The organism is Mesorhizobium sp. P2_A12 (assembly GCF_056405075.1).
Genome location: NZ_JBFUCU010000002.1, coordinates 53,685 through 67,335, shown reverse-complemented (window position 1 = coordinate 67,335; position 13,651 = coordinate 53,685). Strand labels below are relative to the sequence as shown.

Here is a 13,651-nt window from a genome sequence, read left to right as displayed (position 1 = left end):
AGTCGGTTTTGCGGGTGCCGCCAGACGGTTAAGCGGTGACACCTTCTTCGCCTGGGGGAGAAGGAAATATCGCCCGCAGCCGACCCTCCACCTTGCCGCGCATTCGCCCCTTCAACCCTTCCACCGGCAGCAGCCGCTCATGATCACCGGCGCGCAGCCGCACAAAGGGATGCAGATGGTACGACGCAATGGTGCCGCGCGTGCCGGCATCGGTACTGACATCGACGATGAATATTCCTCCAATCCGCCCCGGCCATGGCTGGCGGGCAAGGGCCGTGCCGAGGAAATCGCCGAGCCCATAGGCGACGATCGTCTGGTCGATCCGGTCCACCGGTTGTACGACATGGGCGTGATGGCCGGCGATCAGCCCGACGCCCTGCCCGGCCAGCCGCCTGGCCAGCGCCTGCGTCTCGGCGCGCGGAAAATGCCGGAACTCCCAGTCCCAGTGCGGCACCGCGCAGAGAAGATCGACGGCATCGCGCGGCCAGTGCGCTGGATCGCTTTCCAACGACACGCAGCCGGCGAACAGGTTTTCATCGGCGTTGCGCCATAGCGTGAAGGCCGCGAAGCCGACATTCAGCGGCCCGACCGCGAAGCGCTGGACGGGACCGCCGGCAGCCAGGCCGATGCTGCGGATGCCGAGCCGCTCCAGCGCCGCCACCGTCGCGTCGAAACCGGCGACGCCCTGGTCGAGCACATGATTGTTGGCCAGCGACAGCACGAGCCTTTCGTGTGCGATGCCAACGGCCGCCAGCGCTTCGACCAGAAAGCGCTCGCTCATCGCATGGTGCGTGCCGAGTTTTGTCCCCAGCACCGCACTTGGTCCGTGAACGATTGGGCTTTCGCAATTGCCGATCACCAGGTCGGCAGCGCCGAGCAACGCCTTGATCGCCGGATCGCAGTCCGGCGCGCCGCGGTTGGCCACCGCCGAGATGTCGCCGATGAAGGCCAACCGCACCGCCCGCCTCGGCGGCGGCGTCATCATCGTCGCGGCCATCGGCGCGAAACCATTGGCATCACCGCCGAGCGAGGGCTTCAGAAAGCGCGGCAGCCACGACAGTTTGTAGGAAAGCGGATAGTTCGACACGCCCAAGCCCAATCGTTTGCCCTGTGTAGACCGTCGGGCTCGAGGGTTGAAGCGCATCCGTCGACAATCGTGCAACGATGGCGGCTGGCCGCCTCGGCGCTGACAGGCGCGGCGCCGCAAATATGTGTATGGTCGCGGGCGCGACCAACGGATGGGAGGAAAAGATGACACGAATGGCAAGCCTGCTGGCATCCACTTTCATTCTGCTTGTGCCTTTGTCTTCCGCGCGCGCGGCCATGCCCGAAGCGGCAACCGCTTTATTCGAGGCCAAGACCGTGGCCGCGCGCGACACCGCCCTGGCAACGCTTGAGGCCGCCGCGTCCAAAGATCCGGCGTCAGCCTACGCTGCCGGCGCCGGCGAGTTCTTCACCGCGCTGGAACTGCTGGCCAGTGGCCTGCACCGCCATGGTTTCGAAAGCCCGCAATCGTTCATGCTGCCATTGATGCGGCTGCCGGTGCCGGACAATCCCAACCCCGAGCCGCTGACCTATGAGCAGTTCCGCGCCATTCTGGTCGGCTTCCGCGACCGGCTGGAGAAATCCGCCGCCACGCTGGGCTCGGTCCCGGCCGATGCCGATATCGGCATGGTGCTCGATCTCACCCATGTCGGCATCGACCTCAACGAGGACGGCGCGATCACGCCGGATGAGAGCATGGCCGCCATCATGGCCTCGCTGTCGCGCGGCGGCAGCGCGTCGGACGGAGCAGCACCCGTTCTCACCTTCCGCTTCGACCGCGCCGACGGCTATTGGCTGCAGGGCTACGCCGAATTCCTGATGGCGCAGGCCGATTTCTGGCTGGCGCATGATTTCAGGAGCACCTTCGACGGCTCATTCCATATGCTGTTCCCGCGCGCCAAACTGCCGTTGCAGGACATTCTCGTGCCGCCGAGCAGCGACATGGGCAGCAGCATCTTCTCGTCGGAATGGCGCATCGCCGATTTCATTTCGCTGGTGCATCTGGTCAACTGGCCGGTGGTCGAACCCGAGCGCCGGCAAGCGGCGCGTCGCCACCTGCTCGAAATGATCCGGCTGTCGCGCGAGGACTGGAAGGCGATCCGCGCCGAGACCGACAATGACCGCGAATGGCTGCCCGGGCCGCAGCAGAAGGGCGAGAACCATCTCACCGGCCTCGAAGTCGGCGAGGAGCAGGTCGAGGCCTGGCTCGCCACCTTGACCATGGCCGAGGATCTCCTGGAAGGCCGCTTGCTGCTGCCGCATTTCCGTATCACCGGCAAGGGCATCAACATGAAGCGCTTCTTCGACGAGCCAAAACCCTTCGACCTGGTGCTGTCGATCACCGGCCCGGCCATCGCGCCCTATCTCGAAAGCGGCAAGATCCTGACCAGCGAGGAATTCGACCAGATCCAGCGCCAGTTCGGCGGCGCAGGGTTCCTGACCTTTGCCTTGTGGTTCAACTAGCGCGCAAATCCGTGCAGCCGGCCGAGCAGCCATTGCAATGGATTGCCGACGAAAGCACGCGTAACGAAACTGTCGTGGGCGGCGTCCGAGGCAAGCAAGGCGACGGTGCCGGCTTCGAGGCGGCGCGGCGGGCCCGAACTGGCGTCGATGCCCTGGCCTGCCAGCAACTGTCGGATTTCTGCAGTGCCGGAGGCGGACGATTTGCCATAGGCGCTGACGAAGAAGCTCTTCCTGTGGCGCGCGGCCCAGTTGGCGAAAATGTCGGCCTCGTCGAACACGGCGTCGAGCAGGATGACGCCGAGCAGGCGGCCGTCGATGTCGCCATTCCTGAGCACGGAGGCGGCGGGATTGTAGCCGCCGCTATAGGCGACGAGTACAACTGGCATGGCATCGAATTTTGCCGCCTTGGCGCCGGTCAACTCGCCCAGGCCTTGCGCTGCCTCGGCCATAAATCTCTCAAAATGACCGGGCGTCCAGAAATTGCCGGCGCTCGAATCCTGCGCGTTGCTGGCGAATTGCGGCGCCACAAGCACGGCGTTGAGGCCGGAGGTTTCGACCTGCGCGATAACCCTCTGGCGGCCGACGACATCGCGCTGCAAGGTGGCGCCATTGCCGTGGAAGAACACCACGATGACTGCCGGCCTGGTCGGATCGAACCCTCGTGGCGCCGCCAGCAGCGTGCTGCGGTCGGAATAGGTCTGGTCTTCCCAATAGACGCCGCCACGCGGCGAGGTGTGCCCGCGCCGGCCGTTTGATGTCACGTCGAGAAAAGGCCCGGATCCATCGGGCAGCTTTCCCCGGTAGGGAAAGGGCGACGTCTTGAACGGCACGATGGCCGACATGGCCTTGCGCAAGCGCGCGCCCTCGCCCGACGCTGGAAACGCCGCCGCGGCCAGCAGTCCTGCGACGATGGCGCGCCGGTCGAGCATCAGGCCGCCACCAGCCGGATGGCTGGCGCCTTCGACGGCAACAGCACGGCACGGAAGGCCGGGATGGCGACGAGATAGGCGATCGCCGCCCATTGCAGCACGGCGCTGAGGCCGAAACTTGTGGCGACGATCGGCACGGCGGCCGAGCCAATCACCGAAAAGCAGCCGTTGATGCCCCAGGCCCAGACGAAAAGGTGCTCCTTGCCGAGCCGCGCCAGCCAGGTCATGGCGGTTGCCATCGGTATGCCCATTAGGAAGGCCGGTGGCGATACCAGGAGGAAGCAGAGCAGCAGCCGGACGGCATAGGGATAGGCACCAATCCAGTCGAGCACCGGCGACAGATAGAAGCCGTACGCCAGCAGCAGCACGCAGATCGCCGACAGCACGACAGGCAACAGTCTCCGGGCGCGGTCGAAGATGCGCTCGGCAAACAGGCTGCCGAGACCGGAAAACACCAGCATCGACGAGATCAGCACCGAGGCCGACACGGTCGGATTGGCGAGCGCCACGGTGAAGCGGCTGATCAGCCCGACCTCGACCATGATGTAGCCGAGGCCGAGGCAAGCGAAGTAAAGGATGGTGCCGAGCTTGCCACGCGAGCGCGAGAACACGATCCGCCAGCCGAAGATGACCGGCAGCAGCACCAGCGACGCCGCCGTGATGCAGGCGATGCCGAGCGTCGCCCAGATCAGCAGATAGCCCCAGTCGTCCTGGAACAGGTCGAGCCGGTCCAGCGTCAGCGGCAGGTCTGCGACCTTCACATAGGCGGCGAAGTAGGGCTGGTCGTTGCTCAGCGGACGCACGTCGAAGACATAGTCGCTGGCAAGCTTTGCCCAACCGCCCGTCAAAAGCGCGTGCCAGGTCATGCGCTGCAGCGCGGTGGCCGGCAGCACGTCGGGGCCGGCATCGCCGCCAGCATCGGCGCAGGCATCGAGGGTCGGATCGGCCGGCGCGGTCGGGTCGCAGGCTGCGTTGGGAGCGGTCGGGTTGGCCGGCGCCGTCGCATCGGCGGCGGGTTGGGTCAGCGTCGCATCCTGTCCGCTGCCAAAGATCGAGGCGCGATAGTCGTCGAGGATTTTCTGCGCCGTCGAGCCGTCATAAGGCATGCCGGGGTAGTAGACCTCCTCCCACGACATCGACTTGGTGTAGTCGCGCAGGGTCTTGATTTCCGCGGCGCTGAAGCCGCCGCGCTTGAACAGCACCGTGGTTGTCGAGAGATAGCTCGACACGGCGAAGATATCGTTGGCGACACCTTGCGGATCGAACATCCGGGCCGCCTCGGCGATGGTGGAATAGAGCTTCAGCACTGATTTCGGCGGCTCTTCCTTGTTCCACAAGGTCACCGACAGTACGCCGCCATCGGCCAGTGCATGCATGTAGCTCAGCATCGCCTCGTGCGTGTAGGCGTATTTCTCCGAGATGGCGAAGCCGCCCGGATTGGACAGGCCGACGCTGTCGGCGAGGCTGAGGTCGATGACATCGTAGCGCTCGCCGGTGTTGGCGAGGAACAGGCGCCCGTCATAGTCGATCACCTTGAGGCGCGGCTCCGCCAGGATATCGCCGGTGACATCCTTCAGCACCGGGTCGCCGAACGCCCGCAATGTCATCGGGTTGCTCTCGGCGACGGTCACCGAGGTCGAGCCGGCATTGAGCGCGGCCTGCGTGGAGATGCCGCCACCGAACTGCACGACGAAGGTCTTAGGCTTCGCCTTGATGACATAGGGATAGTGCATCGGCAGATAGCGAAAATAGACCTGCTCGGCGGACGCCAGATTGCGCATGATGCCTTCCGGCCCGTCGCCGTCGCGATACATACCGACATAGGTGTTGGCCGGAACCTCCGGCATGCCGAAGGCGGCATTGTCGCTCAGGCCCGGCGCGAAATGCATGTAGGAACTGGCATAGACCTGCAGGTCGCCAAACGGCGAAACGCTGCGGTAGATGCGCTTGCCATCCGGGAAGTTGCGGGCATAGGCGACGCCCTTGTACTGTGACACGGCGATGTCGGGTATGCCAAGCAGGCCCGGCAGCATGAGGTACCCGGCGATCGACAGCGCCGCGACAACCGCGCCGGCGACGACGCGCTTCCAGGCGCCGAATGCGAAGAACCACAGCAGCGAACCGGCGGCCCACAACAGCAGCGGCACGACGATGATGGCTTCCGGCGCGAACAGATACATCGACACCAGCACGACAAGACCGGCGAGCCCGGAGCCTGTGAGGTCAGCGAAATAGACGCGGCCGAAGGCGGTTCGGCTTTTCAGGAAGACTATGCCGAGGAAGAACGCGCCGGCCAGGAACGGCAGAAGATAGAGTAGGAAATTGGCCAGCAGCCGCCATTTCTGCTCGGGATCGGAGACCAGGAAGATGGCGTTGAACGGCACCGTCTGGGCAGCAAGGTTGGAGGCGACGGCGAGTGGGCCGACCAGCAGCAGTGCCGCCGTGGCGGCCCCTTGCCAGTGCCGGTCGAACCAGTCCTTGCCGGCGAAGATGACGACGCTGGACAGCGAGAAGCCAAGCATGGCGAGGCTGACCACCAGAGAACCGAAATGCGACCAGCTGCCGACGGCGAACACCCGCATGACCGATATCTGCAGCGCGATGATGGCGCCGGCAATCAGCCCGATTGCGAGGTAATGCGCGAGACCAGGCGCCTCCAGCGAGGCGATGCTTGGTCGGGAGATCGGTGCGACGGCTGCCATGCGGGCCTTTTTATCTGGCGGTTCAGCAAGGCCTTACCAAACGGCCAGCTCAGCTGTTGTGCGTGCCGACGATCTGGTCGCCTTCCATCTTGGTGAAGGGCACGAAAGGCACCACCTTGCCATTATAGATGTCCGAGCGGACGATGTTGAACGTGCCGTCGGCGAGCTGCTCTTTGATCACCTTGAGCACATGCTGGGCGCCTGGCGGACCGACCGGGATGACCATGACGCCATTCGGTTTGAGCTGCTGCAACAGCGACGGCGGAATGTGGTCGATGCCGCAGGTGACGATGATCTTGTCGAACGCCCCAACGCTTTCCCAGCCGTAATAGCCATCGGCGTTGCGGCTGGTGACCGAGCCGAACTCGCTGTAGCCGCGCTCGATCAGCGCGTCATAGGTGCGGCGGGTGCGCTGCGCCAATGGATTGATGATCTCAATCGTGTGCACCTTGTCGGTCAGGTTGGCCAGATAGGCCGACTGGTAGCCGGAGCCGGTGCCGATCTCGAGCACGGATTCGCCCAGCTTGACATCGATGGCCGTCGTCATGCGTCCAACCAGATGCGGGCCGGAAATGGTCACGCCATAGCCGATGTCGAGGAAGGCGTGATCATAGGCGCGCGCCAGATTCTGCGGCAGGACGAACTCCTCGCGCGGCGTCAACAGGAAGGCGCGCTTGTTGCGGTCGTCCAGAACGTCCTTGTTGTAGACCATGATCTGGAAGCGATCGAAGCGCTCGGCCAGCAACTTCGGGTCCTCGCCTCGATTGGCCACCATCCACTCGATGAACGCCTTCTTGTCATTCACCGGCACTTCGGCGTTGCGATCATACGGCACCGGCACGCCAGCCCTAGCGGCGCACGGAAGAATGGAAAATGCCGCCGCCCCCGCCGACAGCGTCAAGAAGTCCCGACGCTTCATTAAAAAGCCTCCAAAGGTGGCCTTTGCCACCTCAAACCCAAGCATTTCAATCCGATTGCACTGCCTCCCAAAACGAGTCAATGGCCGTCGAGGGGCGACCGTCCGGGCGATGATTTTGTGGCAGGCGGGCAACAGTTTTGCCGGTGCCGACGGCCTGTTCAGCAGCACTCGATGGCGCGCGACATTGTCGCATGACTCGCTGAACGGCCTTTTTGGTAAATTAGCAAAGGCTGTTTTGCTTGACTTGGGCGGCAAAAACAGGCAGCAAAACAGGATTGGAGGGGCTCCAATGCCGCGTTGATGGTCGTGGACAAGCCTTTTGAGGCAAAAAGTCCACGTCGCTCGTTTGGTTTTGAGAGGGATTGATTAACCAACTTTGTCCATATTTTGAAGCAATCGGCAACTAACGACAGGCGCGGCAAACGCGTCGGGGACCACCTGGGATCACTCACAGAATGGTCGTCGCGGCTATAACAGCCGCGGACGTGGGAGCCGATTGGAGCAAGATTGGTGCATGGCGTTCTTGAGTAAAAAAACTGGCGGGGACGAGCGTTGGGACGGCGAGACCGCCTGCGACGCGCCACGTTCCTCTTCCTTCAACCCTGAACGGATCGTCCGCTGGGTCGCGGTGCCCGGTGTCAGCGCGGCCATTGGCCTCTGGCTGGTCGGTACCATGGCTGGCCTGAGTTCCGTCGGCGCCTCGCTGTCGGCGACATCAGGCGGCCTGCCGCAGACGCTTTCGATGCCGGGGGCGCTTGCCCTTGCCGATCCGTTGAAGCAGCGCTTCCTGACATCTTCGGCGCCGTTCGTGCTGGCCAATGCCAATGGCGGCGCGCAGGCGCTGCATGACCATGCCGTGCAATGCGGCGCGGGTTGCTTCAAGCTGGCTGCGTTAAACCCGCAGGCTGAGAAATCCGCTCGCCTCGTGGCGCAGGCAAAGCCAGCCCCGATGGTTGTAAAGTCGAAATCGCAAGAGCGTTTCGAGCGCATGGAGGCGTCGCTGTCGCCGGCCAAGCTCGCCGCTGCCTTTGCCGGCGCCGGAAAACCTGTCGTCGCGGCCGGCGCATCCGCGCGCCCGGTCATTTCCACCGTTGCGCCGCAAATTGCGGAAGCGTCCCTGGTCCCGTCCGTCAAGGTCATGGCCAGCCTGTCGGATGACGTGCCGGCTCCAGCGGCCGAACGCTTCGCCCGGATGGATACCGGCTCCGTCGTCGTGCAGACGGCGCCGCAGCCGGTGGGCTTTGCCCTGTCGGACGCACAGACGCCAGACAACGCACAGCTGGCGCTTGCCCTCGTCCAGTCGCTGCCGGTCGACGACGAGGCGTTCGCCTCGCCGCTGCCTATGACCGAGTCCTCGGCCGATGTCGCGGTTTCGCCTGTCGAAACCCAGCAGGCACAGCCCGGCGATGCAGCTTCCCTGCCGGATGCGCTGACCGACGACGTGCCGTTGCCGACCCGGCGCCCGCAATTCGACGCGCCGCAGCAGCCCAAGGTCGTACAGCAGTCGACAAAGCCCATCCAGCAACAGTCGAAGCCCGTCCAGCAGCAGAAGCCCGCCCGTGAGATGGTTCAACAGGCCCAGCCCTCCAGGCCGGCGCGGCAAGGCAGGCCCGGCGAGGGCGACGTGCTGGCCTATGCCAAGCCCGACACACCTTCCGGCGGCCTTGGCCAGGCATTCAAGAACCTGTTCAACTCGCCGGGCTCCAGGAGCGGAGCCAGCAATGGCGTCGCCGTCTACGACATCAGCGCCGGGACCGTCTACATGCCTGACGGCTCGAGGCTCGAGGCGCATTCGGGCGTTGGCGCCATGGCGGACCAGCCGCGCTATGCCGATCAGAAGAACCGCGGACCGACACCGCCCAACACCTACAATCTGTCGCTGCGCGAGTCGCGCTTTCATGGTGTGGAGGCTTTGCGCCTGACACCGGTCGATGGCCGCAACAAATACAATCGCGACGGCCTGCTGGCCCATACCTACCTGCTTCGGGGCCGCTACGCCCAGTCGAGCGGTTGCGTCGCCTTCAAGGACTATGCGCGCTTCCTCGCCGCCTTCAAGAAGGGCAAAATCAAGCGCCTCGTTGTGGTGCCGCGCCTGTCGTCTTCGCCGACGCGGGTCGCATCCGCCGCCAGGGGCGCGTAATACCAAGAAGCATTCGGTCGCACTTTCTGCCCGGCTCCTGACAGCCTACTGTCAGGAGCCGCGTTGTCCGATACGCCTCTCCCCACCGCGCTCTTTCCATTTTGGTCAGGAAATCCCATATTCGGGACATGGCCAAATCCCCCGACAAAAAAACGCCGCCGACGGCGAGTGACCACCGCGCCGCCCCGAAGCGGCGCAGCCCGCTGACCGACTTCCTCGACGCCTCGGAGCCGCTGCACAAGGGCGGCTTTGCCGAGATGCCGCAGGCCGAACTGTCGGGCACGCAGCTGGCTGGTTCGATCGCTGATTGGGCCGAGCAGATCGAGCAGGAAGCCGAAAAAGAAGGGCGCCTCACCAGCAGGAGCGACGGCGGCAAATCGCCGAAGCCGTCGAAAAAGATCCCCGAGCGCTCGTCTTCGCCCGGGCGCACCGCGCGCGGCACCTCGATGGGCGGTGCAGCGACAGCCAGGGAGCGCACCGCCGCCGGCCTCAACCCGGTCGCCGGCCTCGACATCTCGCTGGAAGAAGCCGAGACGATGACCTCAAGCGGCGTCACCGCCACGGTGGCCGCGCTGTCAGCGCTGATCGAATCCGGCAATCCCCTGCACAAGGATGGCGTGTTGTGGACGCCGCACCGCCCTGCCCGCCCGGAAAAATCCGAAGGCGGCATCGCCATCAAGATGGTGTCGGATTTCGAACCTGCCGGCGACCAGCCGACGGCGATCAAGGACCTGGTCGAAGGCGTCGACAACAGCGATCGCACCCAGGTGCTGCTCGGCGTCACCGGCTCCGGAAAAACCTTCACCATGGCCAAGGTGATCGAGGAGACGCAGCGCCCTGCCCTGATCCTGGCGCCGAACAAGACGCTGGCCGCACAGCTCTATTCCGAGTTCAAGAAATTCTTCCCCGAAAACGCCGTCGAGTATTTCGTCTCCTACTACGACTATTACCAGCCAGAGGCCTACGTTCCGCGCACCGACACCTTCATCGAGAAGGAATCCTCGATCAACGAGCAGATCGACCGCATGCGCCATTCGGCGACGCGCTCGCTGCTCGAGCGCGACGACGTCATCATCGTTGCCTCCGTGTCCTGCATCTACGGTATCGGCTCGGTCGAGACCTACACGGCAATGACCTTTCAGATGCAGATCGGCGACCGGCTCGACCAGCGCGCGCTGCTCGCCGACCTCGTCGCGCAGCAGTATAAGCGCCAGGACGTCAACTTCGTGCGTGGCTCGTTCCGCGTGCGCGGCGACACGATCGAGATCTTCCCGGCCCACCTTGAGGATCGCGCCTGGCGCATCTCGATGTTCGGCGACGAGATCGAGCAGATCACCGAGTTCGACCCGCTGACCGGCCAGAAGACTGGCGAGTTGAAGAGCGTCAAGATCTACGCCAACTCGCACTATGTGACGCCGCGCCCGACCCTCAACCAGGCGATCAAGTCGATCAAGGAAGAGCTCAAGCACCGGCTGGTGGAACTTGAGCGCGCCGGCCGGCTGCTCGAAGCACAAAGGCTGGAACAGCGCTGCCGCTTCGATCTGGAGATGCTCGAAGCCACTGGCTCCTGCGCCGGCATCGAGAACTATTCGCGCTATCTCACCGGCCGCCAGCCGGGCGATCCGCCGCCAACACTGTTCGAATACATACCGGACAACGCGCTGGTCTTCATCGATGAAAGCCATGTCACCGTGCCGCAGATCGGCGGCATGTATCGCGGCGACTTCAGGCGCAAGGCGACGCTGGCGGAGTATGGCTTCCGCCTGCCGTCCTGCATGGACAACCGGCCGCTGCGCTTCGAGGAATGGGACGCCATGCGCCCACTCTCCGTCGCCGTGTCCGCGACACCGGGCGGCTGGGAAATGGAGCAGTCCGGCGGCGTCTTCGCCGAGCAGGTCATCCGCCCGACCGGGCTGATCGACCCGCCGGTCGAGGTGCGCCCGGCCAAGAGCCAGGTCGACGATGTCGTCGGCGAGATCCGCGACACCACCAAGGCCGGCTACCGCACGCTGGTAACCGTGCTGACCAAGCGCATGGCCGAGGACCTCACCGAATATCTGCATGAGCAAGGCATCCGCGTGCGCTACATGCACTCCGACATCGACACGCTGGAACGCATCGAGATCCTGCGCGACCTGCGCCTCGGTGCTTTCGACGTGCTGGTCGGCATCAACCTCTTGCGCGAGGGCCTCGACATTCCCGAATGCGGCTTCGTCGCCATTCTCGATGCCGACAAGGAAGGTTTCCTGCGTTCGGAAACCTCGCTGATCCAGACCATCGGCCGCGCCGCCCGCAACGTCGACGGCAAGGTCATCCTTTACGCCGACCAGGTCACCGGCTCGATGGAACGGGCGATGGCCGAGACAAGCCGCCGCCGCGAAAAGCAGATGGAGTGGAACGCGGCCAACGGCATCACGCCGGAATCAGTCAAGTCGCGCATCTCGGACATCCTGGATTCGGTCTACGAGAAGGACCATGTCCGCGCCGACATCTCGCAGTTCACCGACAGCGCCGGCGCCATGATGGGCAACAATCTCAAGGCCCATCTCGACGCCATGGACAAGCAGATGCGCGACGCCGCCGCCAATCTCGACTTCGAGAAGGCGGCCCGCATCCGCGACGAGATCAAGCGGCTGCGCGAGATGGAACTGTCGATCTCCGAAGACCCGCTGGCGCGCGAGATGGAAGGCCAAAGTCCCGCCTCGGGCCGCGAAAAGGGCAAGCACAACAAGGGCGTGGCCAAACATCGTACGACTGAGGAACAGGAGCGTTTCCGCAAGCTCGACGCAGCACGTGCCGCCGAAGAGGCGGCCAAAGCTGCCCGGCCCAACCTCTTCCGCAAGCCGGCCCTCGACGAGATGGGCGCCGATGGCGCGATGCCGGTGAAGAAGCCGCTGTTTTCCAAACCGTCGCTCGACGCCATGGGTCCGGGCACCGACATGCCGACGCCCGCAGGGGCGGTCTCCCGTTCGCTGTTCAAGAAGCAGTCGGCCGAAGAGGCGCACGGTTCCGATTACGGCATTCCCGGAGACTCGACCAAGCCGCTGTTCAAGAAGAACTCGCTCGACGAAATGACAGTGCGGCGGACGGAGACACCAATCGAGGGCGACAAACCGGTCAAGCGCGAGCGCGCCGGCATCGGTTCCTACGAGGATCCGGGCGATGCCCGCCGCGAAAAGCGTCGGCCGGGCAAGACGGGCAGGCCGGGACGGTAGGAGGCTCGCCCTTCTTCCCCTGTGCGAGAAGGCAGGCGCGTCACCGTCGGCGCAGTGACATTTCCGCTTGGCAACCCCTGAACAGTTTGCCTGGGCCATGCGCCTGCCCTTGTCAGTTGCCGGTCGAAACGATACGGGCCTTGGCAGCTTCTCCGCTTCCACCTGCAAGCCCCACGGCCCCCCAACACAATGAAGTCCAAAGACATCGTTTCCTACGTCTTCCTGGCCATCACCTGGGGGCTGTCGTTCCTGGTGCTGCTCAAGGTGGTGCATGCCTTTGGCTGGATCGGTGCGGTCACCTTGCGTTCGCTGATCGCTGGCATCACGCTTCTGCTGCTGGCGGCGGCAACGAGGCGCCGGCTCGACTTCAGCGCCGGCTGGTCGCACTTCGCCATTGTCGGCGCGACGACGGTCGCGGCACAGTTGATCGGCCTGTCCTATGCCACCCCGCGCATCGGCACGGCGATGGCGGCCATCCTCGTTGCCGCGATCCCGCTGTTCTCGATGATCATCGGCCAGTTGTGGGGGCTTGAGCGCATCACCCTTCGCGGACTGGCCGGGCTGCTGCTCGGCGCCGCCGGTATCATCATTCTCGTCGGCTTCCCGGCAGTGCCCGTCACCGCATCCTTCGCGCTCGGCTGTGCCGCTTCGCTGTTCAGTTCCTTCTCGGCAGCCTTCGGCAGCAACTATGCCAACCGCCATCTGCGCTCGACCGGCTCGCTCGAACTCACCAGCGCCGCCTTCCTGTTCGGCGGATTGATGACGCTGCCGCTGCTGCTGGCCGTGCCGGTGCCGGCGATGCCGCGCGCCATCGACTTCCTCTATCTCGCCATCCTTGGCTGCGTCATGAGCGCGATGACCTATGTCGTCTATTTCCGCCTGGTCGCCCGCATCGGCGCCACCAGGACGATCAGCGTTGAGTTTGCTGTGACCGTGATCGCCGTGCTGGTCGGCACGGTCATGCTCGGCGAGTCGTTGACCATCGTCCAGGGCTTCGGCGCCGTGGCGATCATCGGCGGCTGCATACTGGTGCTCGATCCGTTCCCGCGCCGGATGAAAGCGGCAGCCTTGCCATCGGCCTCGCCCTTGGTGTAGTCATCTCCCGCACTCGAACGTCTTGAAAGGAGGGCTCACGTGTTTACGTTTTTTCGTCACCATCGTCAGCGTGGCCCGATTTCTGCCCTGCGAGCTAGCTTGCAGGGCTGACCAGGGACGGTCCGGGTTTTTCCCGCCTCGAT

Annotated in this window: 9 protein-coding genes; 5 read left to right on the top strand and 4 right to left on the bottom strand. The window is 64.4% G+C overall.

Going from position 1 to position 13,651, the window contains the following annotated elements; genetic code table 11:
* Positions 1-28 precede the first annotated feature (28 nt).
* The gene (locus AC1DZU_RS05120) at positions 29-1,087 is read right to left on the bottom strand and encodes a CapA family protein (protein WP_477282362.1); all 1,059 of its coding nucleotides are present in this window, start codon (positions 1,085-1,087) and stop codon (positions 29-31) included.
* 164 nt (positions 1,088-1,251) lie between these two features.
* On the opposite strand from AC1DZU_RS05120, the gene AC1DZU_RS05115 reads away from it, so the two are divergent.
* Positions 1,252-2,508 carry a hypothetical protein gene (locus tag AC1DZU_RS05115; protein ID WP_477282360.1) on the top strand — a complete coding sequence of 419 codons (1,257 nt, stop codon included), beginning with the start codon at positions 1,252-1,254 and terminating at the stop codon, positions 2,506-2,508.
* Here AC1DZU_RS05115 and AC1DZU_RS05110 read toward each other — a convergent pair.
* The 3 genes from AC1DZU_RS05110 to AC1DZU_RS05100 are packed head-to-tail and all read right to left on the bottom strand — an operon-like array spanning position 2,505 to position 6,974.
* Positions 2,505-3,437, bottom strand: coding sequence for a hypothetical protein (locus AC1DZU_RS05110; RefSeq protein ID WP_477282358.1), 933 nt, complete (start codon positions 3,435-3,437; stop codon positions 2,505-2,507). The two genes, AC1DZU_RS05115 and AC1DZU_RS05110, sit on opposite strands and share 4 nt — an antisense overlap.
* Complete coding sequence (locus AC1DZU_RS05105) at positions 3,437-6,139, bottom strand: hypothetical protein (RefSeq protein ID WP_477282356.1); 2,703 nt, start codon at positions 6,137-6,139, stop codon at positions 3,437-3,439. The genes AC1DZU_RS05110 and AC1DZU_RS05105 overlap by 1 nt, the downstream gene beginning before the upstream one ends.
* 49 nt (positions 6,140-6,188) lie before the next feature.
* Positions 6,189-6,974, bottom strand: a complete 786-nt coding sequence (locus tag AC1DZU_RS05100; RefSeq protein ID WP_477282354.1) for a protein-L-isoaspartate O-methyltransferase family protein — start codon at positions 6,972-6,974, stop codon at positions 6,189-6,191.
* Positions 6,975-7,005: 31 nt separating this feature from the next.
* Between AC1DZU_RS05100 and AC1DZU_RS05095 the strand changes: the two genes are divergently transcribed.
* From AC1DZU_RS05095 to AC1DZU_RS05080, 4 genes are all read left to right on the top strand, one after another.
* Positions 7,006-7,359: a hypothetical protein gene (locus AC1DZU_RS05095; protein WP_477282352.1), complete on the top strand. Its 354-nt coding sequence runs from the start codon at positions 7,006-7,008 to the stop codon at positions 7,357-7,359.
* Between the two features lie 213 nt (positions 7,360-7,572).
* Positions 7,573-9,198 (top strand): DUF2778 domain-containing protein, encoded by a 1,626-nt coding sequence (locus AC1DZU_RS05090; RefSeq protein WP_477282350.1) that lies wholly within the window; start codon positions 7,573-7,575, stop codon positions 9,196-9,198.
* 128 nt (positions 9,199-9,326) lie between these two features.
* Positions 9,327-12,413: an excinuclease ABC subunit UvrB gene (gene uvrB / locus AC1DZU_RS05085; protein WP_477282348.1), complete on the top strand. Its 3,087-nt coding sequence runs from the start codon at positions 9,327-9,329 to the stop codon at positions 12,411-12,413.
* 189 nt (positions 12,414-12,602) lie between these two features.
* Positions 12,603-13,508 carry a DMT family transporter gene (locus AC1DZU_RS05080; protein WP_477282346.1) on the top strand — a complete coding sequence of 302 codons (906 nt, stop codon included), beginning with the start codon at positions 12,603-12,605 and terminating at the stop codon, positions 13,506-13,508.
* Positions 13,509-13,651: the final 143 nt, after the last annotated feature.